14 protein-coding genes are annotated in these 16,918 nt (G+C 64.4%); 7 read left to right on the top strand and 7 right to left on the bottom strand.

Features of this window, described 5'->3' with window-relative positions; all coding sequences use genetic code 11:
* Positions 1-88: 88 nt before the first annotated feature.
* On the top strand, positions 89-1,669 hold the full coding sequence (locus J2W40_RS01440) for an ABC-F family ATP-binding cassette domain-containing protein (RefSeq protein WP_310221391.1): 1,581 nt from the start codon (positions 89-91) through the stop codon (positions 1,667-1,669).
* Here the strand turns inward: J2W40_RS01440 and J2W40_RS01435 are convergent.
* Genes J2W40_RS01435 through J2W40_RS01425 form a run of 3 tightly spaced genes read right to left on the bottom strand, consistent with a single transcriptional unit; the run spans position 1,666 to position 5,859 of the window.
* Entirely contained in the window at positions 1,666-3,195 is a 1,530-nt protein-coding gene (locus J2W40_RS01435; protein ID WP_310221389.1) for a DHA2 family efflux MFS transporter permease subunit, read from the bottom strand. The two genes, J2W40_RS01440 and J2W40_RS01435, sit on opposite strands and share 4 nt — an antisense overlap.
* An 11-nt stretch (positions 3,196-3,206) precedes the next feature.
* Complete coding sequence (locus J2W40_RS01430) at positions 3,207-4,352, bottom strand: EmrA/EmrK family multidrug efflux transporter periplasmic adaptor subunit (protein WP_310221387.1); 1,146 nt, start codon at positions 4,350-4,352, stop codon at positions 3,207-3,209.
* Positions 4,345-5,859, bottom strand: coding sequence for an efflux transporter outer membrane subunit (locus J2W40_RS01425; protein ID WP_310221385.1), 1,515 nt, complete (start codon positions 5,857-5,859; stop codon positions 4,345-4,347). Before J2W40_RS01425 ends, J2W40_RS01430 begins: the two co-directional genes overlap by 8 nt.
* 88 nt (positions 5,860-5,947) lie before the next feature.
* On the opposite strand from J2W40_RS01425, the gene J2W40_RS01420 reads away from it, so the two are divergent.
* Positions 5,948-6,607, top strand: coding sequence for a TetR/AcrR family transcriptional regulator (locus tag J2W40_RS01420; protein ID WP_310221383.1), 660 nt, complete (start codon positions 5,948-5,950; stop codon positions 6,605-6,607).
* 53 nt (positions 6,608-6,660) lie between these two features.
* On the top strand, positions 6,661-7,275 hold the full coding sequence (locus tag J2W40_RS01415; RefSeq protein WP_310221381.1) for a response regulator transcription factor: 615 nt from the start codon (positions 6,661-6,663) through the stop codon (positions 7,273-7,275).
* Between the two features lie 3 nt (positions 7,276-7,278).
* Here J2W40_RS01415 and J2W40_RS01410 read toward each other — a convergent pair whose 3' ends face one another.
* Genes J2W40_RS01410 through argH form a run of 4 tightly spaced genes read right to left on the bottom strand, consistent with a single transcriptional unit; the run spans position 7,279 to position 10,946 of the window.
* Positions 7,279-8,037: a precorrin-2 dehydrogenase/sirohydrochlorin ferrochelatase family protein gene (locus tag J2W40_RS01410; RefSeq protein WP_310221379.1), complete on the bottom strand. Its 759-nt coding sequence runs from the start codon at positions 8,035-8,037 to the stop codon at positions 7,279-7,281.
* Positions 8,037-9,302, bottom strand: a complete 1,266-nt coding sequence (lysA, locus tag J2W40_RS01405) for a diaminopimelate decarboxylase (RefSeq protein WP_310221377.1) — start codon at positions 9,300-9,302, stop codon at positions 8,037-8,039. The genes J2W40_RS01410 and lysA overlap by 1 nt, the downstream gene beginning before the upstream one ends.
* Before the next feature lie 19 nt (positions 9,303-9,321).
* The gene (locus J2W40_RS01400; RefSeq protein WP_310221375.1) at positions 9,322-9,579 is read right to left on the bottom strand and encodes a hypothetical protein; all 258 of its coding nucleotides are present in this window, start codon (positions 9,577-9,579) and stop codon (positions 9,322-9,324) included.
* On the bottom strand, positions 9,576-10,946 hold the full coding sequence (argH, locus tag J2W40_RS01395; RefSeq protein WP_310221373.1) for an argininosuccinate lyase: 1,371 nt from the start codon (positions 10,944-10,946) through the stop codon (positions 9,576-9,578). The genes J2W40_RS01400 and argH overlap by 4 nt, the downstream gene beginning before the upstream one ends.
* Before the next feature lie 58 nt (positions 10,947-11,004).
* On the opposite strand from argH, the gene J2W40_RS01390 reads away from it, so the two are divergent.
* The 4 genes from J2W40_RS01390 to J2W40_RS01375 all read left to right on the top strand — a co-directional run bounded on the left by J2W40_RS01390 (position 11,005) and on the right by J2W40_RS01375 (position 16,910).
* On the top strand, positions 11,005-11,586 hold the full coding sequence (locus J2W40_RS01390) for a TlpA family protein disulfide reductase (RefSeq protein WP_310221371.1): 582 nt from the start codon (positions 11,005-11,007) through the stop codon (positions 11,584-11,586).
* Positions 11,587-11,844: 258 nt separating this feature from the next.
* Entirely contained in the window at positions 11,845-14,460 is a 2,616-nt protein-coding gene (locus tag J2W40_RS01385) for a TonB-dependent receptor plug domain-containing protein (protein ID WP_310221370.1), read from the top strand.
* Between the two features lie 63 nt (positions 14,461-14,523).
* Positions 14,524-15,660 (top strand): aminotransferase class I/II-fold pyridoxal phosphate-dependent enzyme, encoded by a 1,137-nt coding sequence (locus J2W40_RS01380; protein WP_310221368.1) that lies wholly within the window; start codon positions 14,524-14,526, stop codon positions 15,658-15,660.
* Positions 15,657-16,910 (top strand): aminotransferase class V-fold PLP-dependent enzyme, encoded by a 1,254-nt coding sequence (locus J2W40_RS01375; protein WP_310221366.1) that lies wholly within the window; start codon positions 15,657-15,659, stop codon positions 16,908-16,910. Before J2W40_RS01380 ends, J2W40_RS01375 begins: the two co-directional genes overlap by 4 nt.
* Positions 16,911-16,918: the final 8 nt, after the last annotated feature.

The raw sequence follows: 16,918 nt of genomic DNA, 5'->3' as shown, positions 1-16,918 counted from the left end.
ACTGTGTGCTCACATAAAAAGGAATCTGCCATGGACATTGCCCTGAACGCTTAGCCCTTTCGCTCTGCATTCAGGAAAGTCTGTGTCCATGCCTGCCATTACCCTTTCGACCCTTGGATGGTCCGCGCCCGACGGCACTGCCGTTTTTGCCGGGCTCGATTTTCGCTTCACCTCCGAACGCATCGGCCTGATTGGTCGCAATGGCGTCGGCAAGTCCAGTCTGCTCGCGCTGATCGCCGGGGAGCGAACGCCGACGCACGGGCATGTCACGATCGACGGACGTATTGCCGTGCTGCGCCAGAATCTTGAGCCAGCGGCGGGTGCTACCATTGCCGACCTGTTCGACGCGCGCGCGGCATTGGCGGTGATCGAGCGGGCGGAGGCGGGCAGCGCGACGCTTGATGAACTCGATGCCTGCGACTGGACATTGCCCGCACGCATTGCCGATGCGCTGGCGGACGTGGCGCTGAGCGCCAATCCCGCAACCCCGCTCGCCACTCTGTCGGGGGGCCAGCGCACCCGCGCCGCGCTCGCCGCCGCGCTCTTTACACGGCCCGATTTCCTGCTGCTGGACGAACCGACCAACCATCTGGATGCCGAGGGACGGGACGCGGTGATCGCGCTGCTTGCGCGCTGGCGTGGTGGCGCGATCGTCGTCAGCCATGATCGTGCGCTGCTGGAGACGATGGACGCCATCGCCGAACTCACCACGCTGGGTATCGCCCGCTATGGCGGCAACTGGTCCGCCTACACGGCGCGCAAGGCGATCGAACTGGCCGCCGCGCATCATGATCTCGACCATGCCGAAAAACAGGCGGCGGCCCTGTCGCGCAAGACCCAGCAACTGACCGAGCGCAAGCAGCGGCGCGACGGCGCGGGCAAGCGCGACGCGGCCAAGGGCGGAATGCCCCGCATCCTGCTGGGCCAGCGCAAGCAGCAGGCCGAACAATCGGGCGGCGATGCCGTGCGCCGCGCCGGGCAGCAACAGGGCGAAGCGCGCCAGGCGATCGACGCGGCCCGCGCGCGGATCGAGATATTGGAGCCGATCCGCATCGCCCTGCCCTCCGCCAACGTCGCGCCGGGTCGCATCATCCTGACGCTCGACGCGGTGACGGCGGGCCATGTGCCGGACTGCCCGATCCTGCGCGACATCAGCCTGACGATCAGCGGGCCGGAGCGGGTGGCGATCACCGGGGCGAACGGATCGGGCAAATCGACGCTATTGCGCCTGATCGCGGGTGATCTGTGGCCGATGGCGGGCCGGGTTCACCGCCCTGTTGATTGCGCGCTGCTCGATCAGGACGTTGCCCTGCTCGATCCGGCATGCAGCATCGCCGACAATTTCGCCCGGCGGCATCCCGGCACGACCCGCAATGCGGTCCATGCCGCGCTGGCCCGCTTCCGGTTTCGCGCCGACCTGGCGCTGCAACAGGTGGGGACGCTGAGCGGCGGGCAGCGATTGCGCGCCGGCCTCGCCTGCGTGCTGGGCGGGGCCGCGCCGCCGCCCCTGTTGTTGCTGGACGAGCCGACCAATCATCTCGACCTCGATTCGATCGCGGCGATCGAACAGGGGTTGAATGCCTATGACGGCGCGCTGCTGGTGGTCAGCCATGACGCGGCGTTTCTGGACGCGATCGGCATCACCCGGCGGATCGCCCTGCCGCTTTAATGCGCGGCGGACGTGTCCACGGGTCCAGTCGGCTTGGGCGCGAGCCAGACGATCGCTGTAGCGAGGAACAGAACGAGCGCGGACAGGAAGAAGACATGATCCACCGCGATCGCCAATGCTTCCTGGTCGACCAGATTGGAGATGACTTGCCGCGCCTGTTCAAAGGACATGCCCATCGCGCTCAGTTGCGCCTGCGTATCGGCCGGTTGCAATGTGCCTGCCATCTCGCTGCGCGACACGCGCTGCCCATTGCCCCAGCCGGTCAGCACCAGCGAGGTCGCGATCGCCAGCGCCATCGTCCGCAGGAAATTCTGCAACCCCGCCGCCGATGCCGTTTCGTCGGGCCGCACTGACCCTAGCGTTAGGGTCGTCAACGGGATCATGAAGAAGGGCATGGCAAAGCCCTGGATGAATTGCGGCGCGGCCATCGACCAGAAATCGATCGAGCTGGTCCAATGCGCCCGCCACAAGGTCATCAGCCCCAGCCAGAAGAGCGCACCCGAAATCATGATACGCGGATCGACCCGCCCCGTCATGCGCGCGGCGATCGGCGCGGCCATCAGCGCCGCCACCGCCGTCATGGCGGTCAATATGCCCGCGTCCGTGGCGGTATAGCCCATCGACGTTTGCAGCCATTGCGGGATGACGACGATGCCCGCGAAATAGGCGCCAAAGCCCAGCGCCAGCGAGAAAACGCCCGATGTGAAGCCGATGTGGCGGAATATCCGCAGATCGACGATCGGATGCTCTTCGGTCAATTCCCAGATGATGAAGGCGGCAAAGCCGATCGCGGCGAGGATCGCCAGGATGACGATGAGCGGATCGCCGAACCAGTCATGGTCGCGGCCGATATCCAGCATGATCTGCAGGCAGCCGATCCAGAAGACCAGCAGAAACAGGCCCATCCGGTCGATCGGCACGCGCGCCGTGTCGGTTTCCACCGGGCGCAGCAGCGCCATCGCCGCGACCACGCACAGGATCGCGATCGGCACGTTGATGAAGAAGATCCAGTGCCAGCTCCAATTGTCGCTGATATAGCCGCCGATGATCGGCCCCATTGCCGGGCCGAGCAGCGTGGTCATAGCCCATAGTCCCATCGCCCGCGCACGTTGATCGGGCGGAAAGATGCGCAGCAGCAGCGTCTGCGACATCGGCATGATCGGGCCGCCACATAGCCCCTGACCGATGCGGCAGGCGACGAGCATGGTGAGCGACATGGAAAGGCCGCACAGCACCGAGAAGATGCCAAAGCCGATCATCGCCCAGATGAACATCTTCACCACGCCGAACCGCTGGGCCAGCCAACCGGTCAACGGCACGCAGATGGCTTCGGCCACCGCATAGGAAGTGATGATCCACGTCCCCTGATCGGGCGTAATACCCAGATTGCCCGCGATGTGCGGCACCGAGACGTTGGCGATGGTCAGGTCGAGCACGACCATGAAATTGCTGAGCGCCAGCACCAGTCCGGCGAGCGTGCGCTGGCGCGGCGTCAGCCGGGAAAAGATGCTGTCCTCGTCGCTCACTTGCCGACCCTTCAGTGACCGGAAAGGTCGATCTCGACCTCCGTGGAAAGGCCAACACGCAGCGGGTGTGCGGCCAATTCCTTGGGGTCGAGCGCGATACGGACGGGAAGGCGCTGCACCACCTTGATCCAGTTGCCAGTCGCATTCTGCGCCGGGATCAGCGAGAGCGACGCGCCGGTGCCGCCGGAAAAGCCGACGACCTTGCCATGATAGACGACGTCACTGCCGTAAATGTCAGCGGTCACCTTGGCGGGCATCCCGACCTTTACCTTGCCCAGTTGCCTTTCCTTGAAATTGGCATCGACATAGACTTGGGCGAGCGGGACGATCGTCATGATCGGGCTGCCCTGCGCGACGCGCTGGCCGACCTGCACCTGGCGCTTGGTCACGACCCCGTCGATCGGCGCGCGGATGACGGTACGCTCCAGGTCGAGCTTCGCTGCGTCGAGCTTTGCCTGCGCCGCCATTACGGCTGGGTCGGTATCGACCCGCGATCCGCGCACCAGTGCATCATTGGCAGCGAGTTGCCCGCTTGCGGCGCTGCGCGTCGCCTGCGCCGTGGTCACGCTGGCGCGCGCGACATCAAGCGCGGCGCGGGCGGCGGCATAGGCGGTGCGCGCGCTCGTCACTTCGTCACCCGATACCGCGCCGTCGCCGACCAGCGCTTCACGTCGTTGCAGATCGACCCGCGCCTTTTCGACATCGGCCTGCGCGCTGGCGAGTTGTGCCCGCGCCTGGATGATATCCGCACCGCGTGCATCGACCTGCGCCGACAGCGCGCCGCTGGTGGCCGACGTCTGGCGGAAGCGGCGCTGCGCTTCGGCGAGGTCCGCCTGCGCCTGCGCGATGGCGATGCGGGCATTGGTGGGGTCGAGCTTCACCAATATGTCGCCACGCTTGACGGCTTGCGTGTCGCTGACCAGCACCTCGATCGCCTGCGCGGAGATCAGCGGCGTTACCTGCGCCATTTCGGCATTCACATAGGCATTGTCGGTGCTGACATGGTTGCGGCCGACCAGGACATACCAGGCCGTCCAAAGCAGCCCCGCCACAACGACCGCGAGCGCCAGCCGTGTCAGCCAGGTCTTGCGCGCACTGCTGCGGTCGGCCGGGGCTTCATCGGTCGTGGTGGCAAATTCGGGAGTGGCGTCAGCCATGCGGTGCGTCCTTGGGCATGATAGCGCCAGGAGTGAAACCACCCCCCAGCGCACGGATCAGGGCAATATCGAGCGAGAAGGCGCTTGCTTCCAACCCGGAAACGGTGCGCTGCGCGGCGAGGAGCTGATCCTCGACGTTCAGCACATCCAGATAGGTGGACAAGCCGCCATCATAGCGTTTCTTGGCAATGGCATAGGCGTCCTGCGACGCGGCCACCGCCGCACGGGCATCGACCAGGCGCGCATCCAGCGTGCGACGGCTAGCGACGGCGTCCGCCACCTCCTGATAGGCCGTCAGCACGGCCTTGTCATAGCTCGCCACCGCCTCGTCATAGGTCGCGCGCGCGCCGCGATACTGGCCTTGCAGCGCGCCACCATGAAAGATCGGCAGACTGACCGCTGGCCCGGCATTGCCGAAGATCGAGTCCTTCTGGAACAGATTATTGGTGAAGGGCTGGGCCGATCCGATCGCGCCACCATTGGCGAACACCGTGTTATAGCCCAGCGATTGCAAGCCGATCAGCGCGCTCAGGCGCACGGCAGGGAAGAAGTCGGCGCGTGCGACCTTGATCCGCTTGGCCGCCGCCTCGGTACGGGCGAGGGCCGCCGCAATGTCGGGGCGGCGTGCGACCAGATTGGTGGTGACATCGGCGGGCAGCCCAAGTGGCGCGAGCGCACCCGGCGTTGGTCTAGTAATCGCCGCGCCGCGGTCCGGCCCCGCGCCGATCAGGGCCGCGATCTGATGCTGGCGCAGTTCGATCGCCATGCGCGCGCCCGCCAGTTGCGCTCGCGCGGAAGCGACCGTGGCATCGGCCTGCCGCACGCTACCGCGTGTTTCCAGACCATTTTGCCGCCGATCCGCAACCAGCTTCTGGCTGGCCATGCGGATGGCAAGCGTGCGCTGCTGAATGTCCGCCTCATCATAGAGCCGGGCAAGGTCGGCATAGGCGTCGGCGATGCCTGTGGTCAGCGCCAATTGCGCCTGCTGCGCATCGAGTTCGGCCGCGCGCGCCTGCGACGTTGCCGCCGCCAGTGCCGCGCGATTCTTGCCCCACAGGTCGAGGTCAAGCCCCAGGTCCAGCGCGAGCCGTCCGGTGCCAAGCCAGCCCTGCGGCACGAACTCCTTGGGCATGCCCATATTATAGCTTTGCTTGGTAGCGGCCGCGCTGGCGTCGAGATTGGCAGAGGGCAGCAAAGCCGCGCCGGACTGTTGCGCCAGCGCCTGCGCCTGACGGAATCGCGCGGCGGCGATCGCCATGTCAGGCGCGTTGCGCAGCCCTTCCTCGATCAGCGCGGTCAGTTGCGGATCGCCATAGGCGCGCCACCAATCCGTAGCGGGCCACGCCGCCTGTGGCGCGGCGAGGCTCTGCTGCGCAGCGATCGTGTCAGCCGCGCGAATTTCGGGCTTGGTGCCAAGGTCAGGGACCGCCGCGCACCCCGCCAGCAACGACATTATCGTCGCCAGGACCAGCGGACGAACGGGCGGGGAAAGGCGACTCACCGACATAAAAACCGTACCATCTAGTATGAAAAATGCATCTGGCGTCGCGACACCCGCTTGTCAAGATTTTTATCATACTCTATGGTACGGTTTCATGACAGGCGCTTCCACCACCCCCCCCACTAGCCGAAGGGAAGCGCGCCGTCTGGATCGGCGCGATGCCATATTGACCGTGGCCAAGGCCTATTTCCTGGAACATGGCTATGCCGGGACGACCATGTCGGGGATCGCCGCAGCGCTGGGCGGGTCCAAGGGCACTTTGTGGAATCACTTCCCTTCAAAGGAAGAATTATTTTCGGCGGTTCTCGATCGGGTTGCTACCGCCTATCGCGCGCAACTGTCGCAAATCCTCGACCCGTGCGGCGTGCTGGAACCCACTTTGTTGCGCGCCTGTCGCAGCCTGCTCGACAAGGTCTGCTCGACCGAAGCGATCGCCCTGCACAGGTTGATCTATGCCGAGAGTGGTCGATTTCCCGAACTCAGCCGGATATTCTTCGAGCTTGCGCCACGCCACACCCGCGCCCTGCTCGCCGACTATATAAGTGGCGCAATGGATCGGGGCCAGTTGCGGCGAGACGACCCCGCCGATGCGGCGCGCGTCCTGATGGCCATGACCATGGCTGGCAGCCATCAGCAGTTGATGATCGGTCGAATTACCGAGCCGTCTTCGGCGCAGATGCAGGCCGATGTCGATCTGGCCGTCGACCTGTTCCTGCGCGGCTATGCGCCCGAATCGAACAGCGCGAACCGTTAACCATTTCTTTGCGGTGCGTTCCTATCCTTCCATGACGGGCGGAAGGACAGACGATGCCATTTTTCAAACGGAACGAAGCCTCGCAGTTCGATGCCCCCGATACGGAGGGTCGCGCGCGCCGCCTGCGCGTGCTGCTGATCGACGAAAATCCGACCGCGCGCGCTGTCATCGCCCGCCGCCTGTCGCACCTTAATTATGACGTAGCCCTCGCGGACACCGGATTCAGCGCGCTCAGCCTGCTGGTCACACATAGGGTCGATATCATCCTGATCGACATGGGGCTGACGATACCGCCCGCCGTCGCAACCATGAAGCAAATTCGCGCCGCCAATCTAGCGGCCTCCGCCTGTTTCGTCATGATCGCCGGACGACTCGACAACCAGACAACGGTCGAGGCGCTGGACGCGGGCGCGGACGACTATGTCGTCAAACCGTTCGATTTCGACATATTCGATGCCCGCCTGCGCCATCTGTGCCAGCGCGCCGAGCAGATGGGCGCGCTCACCCGCCACAATGCCGAACTCGACGCCCGCATCGCGCGCCGTGCCTTGGAATTGGGCGAAACCCGCGAAACGCTGCGCGAATTGCAGATCGATCGTGCCCGGCTCGTCTCCTCGATCCAGGCCTTGCATGACGAACTCGAACGGGTCACCGCCCAGCAGGGCTAGGCGTCAGTACAGGGTAAGCCAGAGCGAGAGGCCGTCGCCCGGCTGCGCAGGTGGCGCATCCACCGCGATCCGCACCGCATCGGCCCGCGCCCGGTCGAGGATCACGGCCGCGACCGTTGGCTGGTGATAGACCCGGTCGGCCTCCCCCAACAGCCGCGCAACCCGCAAGGTCAGATCATCGGGATCGTTGGATGCCAGCCGGATCGGCTCCAACCGCGTTGCATCTGCATCGCCCTGCCCTTCGATCCAGCGCGGCACGGCGTCAGCCGCACCGGCGCTTAAGGGATCGATAATCCCGCCAGCCGCCAGCCCCGCATCAATCGCCCGTCGCCGATCGCCCCCATCGGGCCAGCGCGCGCGGATCGCCCCCCGCGCCGCCGACAATCCGCTCGCCAATGCGCCAAGGCCCGCAGGCAACAGCGTCTCCAGCCTTTGTCGCAACGCCTTCGCCAGCCCCGCCGACGCGCCCCCGGTGCCGATCGCGATCAGCACCGGATCGCGATCAACGATGGCGGGCAGCGTGAAGTCGCACAGGTCGGGATTGTCGGTCGCATTGACCAGCACGCCCCGCGCGCGCAGGCGCTCAGCCGTGGCGGCGTCGCCATCCGACACGATCGCGATCCGCGCATCGCTATCTTCTTCGCCCACGATCCGCGCGCCCGCCCTTTCCAGCAGGCGGCGCTTGGCGTCCGCCGCCTCGCCTTCGCCGGTCAGGATCACCGCCCTGCCCGTCAGGCGCAGAAAGACGGGCAGGCTGTGCATCAGTCGGCCAGCCAGTCGGGGATCGAATCGCCCTCGATCAACGCCTCGATCGGCGGGCGGGCGCGAACCACGGCCCAGCGGTCGCCCGATACCAGCACTTCTGGCGTCAGCGGGCGGCTATTATAGGTGCCCGCCATCGTCGCGCCATAAGCGCCTGCGGTCATGAAGGCGACCAGATCGCCGGCTTCCACCACGTCCATATCGCGACCCATGGCGAAGGTGTCGCCCGTCTCGCATACGGGTCCGACGACATTGGCGGCTGCCTGCTTGCCCGATGGCGCGACGGCACGAATGTCATGCCAGGCGTCATAGAGGCTGGGCCGCAACAGGTCGTTCATCGCTGCGTCGACGATAACGAAGGGGGCCTTGGCCCCCTGCTTCACACGCACCACGCGCGAGAGCAAAGCGCCCGCATTGCCCACGATCACGCGGCCGGGCTCGAACATCAGTCGAACCGGCCATCCCTGCGTCACCCGGCACACCATCGCGCCATAGTCGGCGGGACTGGGCGGCAACGGCTGCGACGGGTCGTAGGGGACGCCCAGGCCACCGCCCAGGTCGGCGGTGCGGATGTCATGGCCTGCCTCGCGCAGCGCTGTGATGAGTGCGCCAACCTTGGTGAAGGCCGCCTCCAGCGGGGCAAGGTCAGTCAACTGGCTGCCGATATGGACGGCGACGCCCTGCACATCCAACCCCGGCAGATCGCCCGCGGCGGCATAGCTCTCGATCGCCCGGTCATAGGGGATGCCGAACTTGTTTTCCGACTTGCCGGTCGAAATCTTGGCGTGGGTGCCTGCGTCGACATCGGGATTGATGCGATAGGCAACCGGCGCGCGCATCCCCATCGAGAGGGCCACCTTGGACAGCATCTCGGCTTCCGGTTCGCTTTCCAGGTTGAACTGGAAAATGCCGTGCTCCAGCGCCAGCCGCATTTCGTCTGCGGTCTTGCCGACGCCAGAAAAGACGATGCGGTCGGCCGGGATGCCCGCTGCTACCGCGCGCAGCAGTTCGCCGCCCGACACCACGTCCGCGCCCAGCCCCAGCTTCGCCAGCGTCGCCAGGACAGCGGCATTGGGGTTGGCCTTGACGGCAAAGGCGATCAGCGGATTGTCGAGCGCGGCCAGCCCTTCGCGGAACACGCCGACATGGCGCTCCAGCGTCGCGGTCGAATAGACATAGACCGGCGTCCCGACCGCATCGGCGATCTCCGCCATTGGCACCTGCTCCACACGCATGGTGCCGTCTACATAATCGAAATGGTCCAAATTTCCGGTCCTTACAGGCTTATTGCGGCGTCTTCTCAGGCGGCAGGTCGAACGGATCGTCGCCGCGCTGGCGCGATTGGGTCAGTAGTTCGACGTTACGCTCTGGTCGCGCCTGGATCGAGGGTGCCATCAGTTCACTGCCGGTGGGGGCCCTCGCCGCACCTATCGGCACGGCGGGCAGTTTCTGGTCCTTGAGTGGTTTGAGAGCGGGACGCCCCCCGCAGCCCGCCAGCACCAATGTCGCCATCGCCAGCCCGGCCAATGCCCGCATCTTCATAAGCCCAGTTCCTCCCTGGCCTGCGCGATCCGCGCCCGCACCTGCGCCGGGGCCGTGCCGCCATGGCTCGTCCGGCTGGCGACCGACGCATCAACCGTCAGCACCGCATAGACGCGATCGTCGATCCGCGCGTCGATATCCTTGAGCGTCGCAATCGGCAGTTGATCGAGCGGCACGCCTGCCGCCTCCGCCGCCGCCACCGCGCGCCCGGTGATATGATGCGCCTCGCGGAAGGGAATGCCGCCTTCGCGCACCAGCCAGTCGGCAAAGTCCGTCGCTGTGGCGAAGCCGCTTTCAGCGAGGCCGCGCATCCGGTCGGTGCGGAACGTCACCGTTTCGATCATGCCCGTCATCGCCGCGATCGACAGGCCGAGCAGGTCGTGCGCCTCGAACACCGGCGGCTTGTCGTCCTGCATATCCTTGGAATAAGCGAGCGGCAGCCCCTTCATCGTCACGCACAGCGCGGTCATGCAGCCCATGATCCGCCCGGCATGGCCGCGCACCAGTTCGGCGGCATCGGGATTGCGCTTCTGCGGCATGATCGAACTGCCGGTCGAATAGGCGTCAGGCAGCTTCACGAAGCCGAAGGGCTGGCTTGCCCAAATGATGAACTCTTCGGCCAGCCGCGAAAGGTGCAGGGACGCCTGTGTTGCCGCCATCAGATAATCGAGCGCGAAGTCGCGATCGGATACACTGTCCAGACTATTGTCGGTCGGCCGGGCAAAGCCCAACGCCTGCGCCGTCGCCTGGCGATCGATGGGAAAGCCGGTGCCGGCAAGCGCCGCCGCGCCCAACGGACATTCATCGGCGCGCGCCCGCGCATCGGCAAAGCGGCTGCGGTCGCGCCGCACCATTTCATAATAGGCCATCAGATGATGGCCGAGCGTCACCGGCTGCGCCGATTGCAGATGGGTGAAGCCCGGCATCACCGCATCGGCATGTTCCTCGGCCCGCGCCAGCAGCGCACGTTGCAGGCCGAGCAGGCCCGCCGCCACTTCGTCGATCGCATCGCGCACCCACAGGCGGAAATCGGTCGCCACCTGATCGTTGCGGCTGCGCGCGGTATGCAGCCGTCCGGCGGTCGGCCCGATGAGCTGCGCCAAACGCGATTCCGTGACCATATGAATATCTTCGAGGTCGAGGTCGACGGGCACGCCATCGGCTTCATATTCCGCCGCGATCCGGTTCAGCCCCTCGGTAATCGCCTGTGCATCCTCGCCATCGACGATGCCCTGCTGGGCCAGCATCGCGACATGCGCCTTGGACCCGGCGATATCTTGTTGCCACAAACGCTTGTCGAACGGGATGGAGGCATTTATCTCGCGCATGATCGACGCGGGGCCGGCCGCAAACCGGCCACCCCACATGCTGTTGGAGCCTTCTCCCTTGGAAACCCCATTGTCCTCATTTGCTTCGCGCGCGCTAATGATACTGCTCCTGGCTGCCGGTCTGGCGGCTTGCGATAGGCAATCGTCGCCCGCTGGGCAAGCCAATGCGAGCATGAGCGGCGAGGTTCCGACGTCCGGGAATGCAACGACGGACAGCGAAGCGTTCAACTATCGGCTCGATCGCAGCAAGGCGGGAACGGCCGCGCCGACCTTCACCTTCCAGAACCCCGATGGCGGCGAGGCGACGCTGCAGGATTTTGCCGGGCGGCCGATGCTGGTCAATCTGTGGGCGACCTGGTGTACGCCATGCGTCGCGGAAATGCCGACGCTCGACCGGATCGCCGCCACCTACGGTCCCAAGGGGCTGGCCGTCCTCACCATCTCGCAGGATAATCAGGGCGAAAAGGCGGTGAAGCCCTTTTTCACCAAGCATGACCTGCCCCATTTGAAGGGCTGGGCGGACCCCGACAACCAGTTCGGCTTCGACTATGCCACCGGCCTGTTGCCCACCACCGTCCTCTATGACGCGCAGGGCAAGGAAATGGTGCGCGTGATTGGCGCGATGGATTGGGAAGGGGCCGAGGCCAAGGCGCTGATCGACGCCGCCATGGCATCGTGAAAACAAGAAAATAGACAGCGCAAAAACGAACCAAGCGGCAAAATCCACCATGCCAGATACATGCAAAATGCATCATCATCAGTGCAAAATTGGCAATTGCGTGAATATGTAAAAGAAAATTATCTTGATGAGTCGCCACCCAAATAAGCCGTGATAATTATTGCATTTTTACTTAAAAATTGTGCGGCGCAATAGAGGCTTTGCCTGAACCAATCGTCAAACCCCCTGTCATCAACAATGCAATAACAGGGGGCATGAATGACACGCTTGTCAGCGCTTAAACTTTCATTGATTCTCGCTTCGTCTTGGTCCGCTTGCGCATTGGCGCAAGAAGCACCGCAGGAACCGCAGGCCGAGGACGGCGGCACCATCATCGTAACCGGCACCCGCGCCGTTGGCATGCAGGCGACGGACAGCGCAGCGCCGATCCAGGTCTTGGGTCAGGACGCTATCACGCGGGTCGGACAGCCGAACCTCAATCAGGTTCTGACCCAGATCGTCCCAAGCTTCACGGCGCAGACCCAGGGCACCGATCTTTCCAGCTTCTCGCTGTCCGCCCGCCTTCGCGGCCTCAGCCCGAACCACACGCTGGTCCTAGTCAACGGCAAGCGTCGTCACGGCAACGCTATTCTCCAGGTGCTTGGTGCCTTCTCCGGTTCGGCCGCCCCCAGCATCGATCTCATTCCGCCAGATGCCGTCTCGCAGGTCGAAGTCTTCCAGGAAGGCGCCGCCGCCGTCTATGGTACGGACGCGATTGCGGGTGTCATCAACTTCATCCTCAAGGATCAGGCCGAGGGCGGCTCCTTCAAGGTCACCGGCGGTCAATATTTTGACAGCCAGGGTGAGTTGTTCTCGGTTTCCGGCAATTATGGCGTCAAACTGGGCGAAGACGGCTTCCTCAACGTCAGCCTGTTCCACCGTCGCCAGGATTATACGACGCTGGGCGATGGCCAAGTCCAGGTGACGAAGCCGGACGGCACGTTGCAACCCAATGCGCCGGCGCAATGGTCCAATCTGACCGGCGACGCGCTCGCCAACATCAACGGTGGCCAGCCCAAGACCGAACTCAATCTGCTCTTCTACAATGCCGGCTATGATTTCGGCGGCGTCGAAGTCTACAGTTTCGGTGATGTGTCCCGCCGCGAAGGCTGGGCAAAGCAAGGCTATCGCCATCCAAAACGGATTTGTTACGAAGCCGGAAACCTCGGCGGTGCAGTTACGCCAGCCGCCTATAATCCCAACATCTGCTATAGCGATACCGGCATTAACGGCATGGTCCCGCTGCAGCATGTGATCGAGGATGAATATAGCTTCACCGTCGGCGCCAAAGGCGAGTTTGGCGGCGGCTGGAATTACGACCTCAGCACCACCTACGCCAATCAGAAGAACGACATCTGGACCGAAAATTCCGCCCATCGCGAAGTATGGCAGGAAAGCTATGCCGCAGCACTGGCAGGCATCGGCACGCCCAACACGCCCGACAAGGCCTATGACGGCGGCTTCCGCCTGAGCCAGACCACGGTGACCGCCGACATCCGCAAGGAATTCGAAGTCGGCATGGCCGCCCCGCTGACCTTCGCCTTCGGTGGGGAATATCGCAAGGACACCTATGAAATCGTCCAGGGCGATTTCTATTCGACCTACAAGACCGGCGTGCAGTCCTTCCCCGGCTACAAGGCGACCGACGCAGGCCGCTTCAAGCGCAGTTCGCGCGCTGGCTATATCAACTTCATCGCCCAGCCGGTCGAAGGCTGGACGGTCGATCTGGCCGGCCGCTATGAAGATTATACCGACTTCGGCGATACGCTGATCGGTAAGATCACGACCCGCTACGACTTCTCGGACGCCATCGCCATCCGCGGCACGGCCAGCACCGGCTTCCGCGCTCCGTCGCTGGCTGAACAGAAATATTCGACGATCAACGTGGGGCCGACCAGCGCCGTGGCCCAGTTGCCCGCGGGCAGCCCGGCGGCCGCCTTGCTCGGCTTCGACTCGCTTGGCCCTGAAAAGTCCAAGAACTTCTCGGCGGGCATCGTTCTGCGCCCTGTGCCCAAGCTCGCCATCACGGTCGATGCCTATATGATCAAGATCAAGGATCGCATCGCTGCCACGGCATCGCGCAACGCCGTCCAGGGTGGTGTCGTCCAGCCAGGTGCCGACGCGATCTTCGACGCGCTCTCTGCCGCTGGCATCGTTCTCGACACCGCCTTGCAACAGGTCGGCGTCCAGAGTTTCACCAACGGCATCGATACCCGAACGACCGGCGTCGATTTCTCCATCGCCTATCCGGTGGCCCTGGACTTTGGTTCTCTCAACCTGTCGCTCAACGGCAACTATAACAAGACGAAGATAACCAACAATAAGGTCGGTTATCCGCTGTTCAACGCCGCTTCCGAAAGCAATATCGAAGACACGACTCCCAAATATAAGGTTGGCTTCGGCGCCCTGCTCAAGGCAGGCAAGTTGAGTGTCAACCTGCGCGAAACGCTCTATGCCAAGACCAGCATCCTGGTCCGGCCGGGTGTCGGCAGCGGCGTCGTGCCGGAAGGCGGCTTCCTGATCGCCGATGGCGCGCTGGTGAACGGCGTCAACGCCAACCAGCTCTACTTCAATGGCGTGGTCAAGTCGGCAGTCATTACCGATCTAGAAGTCGGTTATGACTTTAACGATAGTGTGACCTTTTCAATTGGTGCCAATAACCTGTTCGATAAGGTGCCTGAAGTACCCAAGATGGTGTCGGGCGCAGGCGTTGTCGTGAACCCTGGCGTGTCACCTTATCAAAATGGTGCAGGGGCCTATAACAGTCCTTACAACCATAGCCCCTACGGCACGGCGGGCGGCTATTATTACGCGCGTATCGACTTCAAATTCTAAGTTACGCACAATGGAGGGTCGGTTCGGGAACGAACCGGCCCTTTTGCTATGGAGGGTGCCTGCATGACCGGATCGTCCGACAGCCTGTCCCGCCGCATGCTGATGCGCGGGGCTATGGGTGCCACCGCCCTCGCGACGGCTACGCCCGCCCTCGCCCAGCGCGGGCGCAAGGTCGATTTGCCCGACGATCCCGCCGCCATGGTCGCCAGCCTGACCGACGGCATCTTCCTCAACAGCAATGAACATCCCGTCGGCCCCGGCGCTGCGGCGCTTGGTGCGCTGGCCAAATTGCCGCCCTTGTCGGGCCGCTATGGCATGGCGTTTGCAGGCAAGCTGGAGAGCCTGTTCGCGCGGCAAAATGGCCTCTCCCCCGAACAGGTGCAGGTCCATCCCGGCTCCTTCATGCCGCTCCGATCGGTCGCGCTGACCTATTCCTCGACTGACCGCCCCATCGCCAATTTCGAGCCGACCTTCGACCAAGGGTTTCTGGGGCTAGGCAACCAGAGCGTCACCCGCTCGGTCGCCGTGCCGTTGTCGGGCGATTTCGCCGCAGACCCACGCAAACTGCTGGCCGCCGCGCCGAATGCGAGCGTCTATTATCTGTGCAATCCCAACAACCCGACCGGCCTCGTCACCGCGCGCACCGACATCGACTGGCTGCTCGCCAACAAGCCCAAGGGCGCGATCCTGCTGGTCGATGAAGCCTATATTGATTTCAGCGATGCCCGGACCTGCCTCGATCTGGTCGCCAGTGGCGCGGAGGTGCTGGTGACGCGGACCTTTTCCAAGATTTACGGCCTTGCGGGCTTGCGCTGCGGCCTGATCGCGGGGCGCAAGGATCTGCTCGACGGCATGGCCCGCTATGGCACCAACATCACGCCCATGCCCGCCGTGATCGCGGCGGAGGCGAGCCTGCTCGATCCCATGCTGCTGCCAACGCGCAAGGCCGAGAACAAGGCGGTGCGCGACGATCTCTACCGCTGGCTTGACGCACAAGGGCTGCGCTACCTCCCCTCGCAGGCGAGTTTCGCGATGATCCATGTCGGCCGCTCCGGCGCGGATGTGACGGCTGCGCTGGCGGCGCAGAAAATCTACATCGGCGGCCCGCGCAAATATATGGACGACTGGGTCCGCGTCTCGTTCGGCACGCCGACTGAAATGCAGGCGTTCAAGACCGGACTGCTCAAGGCGCTGGCATGAGCCTTACCCGTCGCGAGGCGCTGGGCGCGGCGGTGGCCCTGCCGTTGGCGGCCAGGACAGCGGGTGCTGCGACGCCCGCTCTGCCCGACAAGGCGGGCTTTGCCGCCACCCCGGTCGCCTATCTCGACAGCGCATCGACCCATCCGATCAGCCTGGGCGCGCGCGCCGCGATGGACGCCTATGTCGCTGGCCGCACGCTTGATCCCGCCGCGCTCGCTCGCAAGCCCGTCGATCGGGCGGGAGTCATCGCCAAATTTGCGCGCCTGGTGAACGCCGACGCGGATGAAATCACCTGGGTCCAATCCACCACCATGGGCGAGCAGTCGGTGCTGCGTGCGCTCGGCTTTCCCGCCAACAGGGGCCGCGTGGTCACCGATATGCTGCATTTCTATGCCGCCTTCCCCATGTATCTGGAAATGGCCAAACAGGGCGTCGATGTCGCCTGGGTTAAGGCGCGCGACGGCCGCATCGAACTGGACGATATGGCCCGCGCCATTACGCCCGGCACCCGCCTCGTCAGCCTCTCGCTCGTATCGACCTATAATGGCTTCCAGCATGACCTGAAGGCCGTGTGCGACCTAGCGCACAAGGTCGGCGCGTTGGTCTATGCTGACATCATTCATGCGGCGGGGGCTGTCCCGGTCGATCTCCATGCCAGCGGCGTCGATTTCGCCGCCTGCGCCTGCTATAAATGGCTGATGGGGGATTTCGGGCTTGGCTTCCTCTACGTCAGGCGCGGCGTGTGGGATCAGCTACCCCGTACCGAATATGGCTATTATGGCTTTGCCGCGCCCGACGCCCCGCCGGGCATCGGCCTGTCGCCGCCGCAGACCCATGCCTATCCGCTCGACCCGCCGGGCGACGCCCCGGTCAGCTATGCCGTCCGCACAGGCGCGCTCGGCCATTTCGCGACCGGCACCTATGCGCAGGCAATCGTCGCCGCGCTCGATCATTCGCTCGACTATATCGGTCGCCTGACTATGCCCGCGATCCAGGCCCATGCCCAGCAATTGATCGCCCCCTTGCGCGAAGGCCTAAGCGCCAAGGGCTATGCGATCGTCACCCCATCCGGCACCACCGCGCCGCTGCTCACCGCACTGCTGCCCGATGCCAAGGCGCGGCTGTCGGACCCGCTGGCCAAGGCCGGGGTGCGTGTGTCGCTGCACGATCATCATCTGCGCGTCTCGCCTTCGGTGTTCAACGATGCGACAGATGTCGAACGGCTGCTCGCCGCCCTGCCCCGTGCCTGATATTTGGA

Source organism: Sphingobium xenophagum (assembly GCF_031457465.1).
Taxonomy (GTDB): domain Bacteria; phylum Pseudomonadota; class Alphaproteobacteria; order Sphingomonadales; family Sphingomonadaceae; genus Sphingobium; species Sphingobium xenophagum_A.
Note: the sequence above shows the minus strand (reverse complement) of the source record. Positions and strands in the feature narration are given on the sequence as shown.

What these genes read in the sequence shown, in the direction of transcription:
- J2W40_RS01400 (WP_310221375.1), bottom strand. Translation starts at nt 9,579, where the DNA reads ATGAAGATGCGGGCATTGGCCGGGCTGGCGATGGCGACATTGGTGCTG.
- J2W40_RS01430 (WP_310221387.1), bottom strand. Translation starts at nt 4,352, where the DNA reads ATGGCTGACGCCACTCCCGAATTTGCCACCACGACCGATGAAGCCCCG.
- argH (WP_310221373.1), bottom strand. Translation starts at nt 10,946, where the DNA reads ATGTGGGGTGGCCGGTTTGCGGCCGGCCCCGCGTCGATCATGCGCGAG.
- J2W40_RS01410 (WP_310221379.1), bottom strand. Translation starts at nt 8,037, where the DNA reads ATGCACAGCCTGCCCGTCTTTCTGCGCCTGACGGGCAGGGCGGTGATC.
- J2W40_RS01425 (WP_310221385.1), bottom strand. Translation starts at nt 5,859, where the DNA reads ATGTCGGTGAGTCGCCTTTCCCCGCCCGTTCGTCCGCTGGTCCTGGCG.
- J2W40_RS01390 (WP_310221371.1), top strand. Translation starts at nt 11,005, where the DNA reads ATGATACTGCTCCTGGCTGCCGGTCTGGCGGCTTGCGATAGGCAATCG.
- J2W40_RS01420 (WP_310221383.1), top strand. Translation starts at nt 5,948, where the DNA reads ATGACAGGCGCTTCCACCACCCCCCCCACTAGCCGAAGGGAAGCGCGC.
- J2W40_RS01440 (WP_310221391.1), top strand. Translation starts at nt 89, where the DNA reads ATGCCTGCCATTACCCTTTCGACCCTTGGATGGTCCGCGCCCGACGGC.
- J2W40_RS01415 (WP_310221381.1), top strand. Translation starts at nt 6,661, where the DNA reads ATGCCATTTTTCAAACGGAACGAAGCCTCGCAGTTCGATGCCCCCGAT.
- J2W40_RS01385 (WP_310221370.1), top strand. Translation starts at nt 11,845, where the DNA reads ATGACACGCTTGTCAGCGCTTAAACTTTCATTGATTCTCGCTTCGTCT.
- J2W40_RS01380 (WP_310221368.1), top strand. Translation starts at nt 14,524, where the DNA reads ATGACCGGATCGTCCGACAGCCTGTCCCGCCGCATGCTGATGCGCGGG.
- J2W40_RS01375 (WP_310221366.1), top strand. Translation starts at nt 15,657, where the DNA reads ATGAGCCTTACCCGTCGCGAGGCGCTGGGCGCGGCGGTGGCCCTGCCG.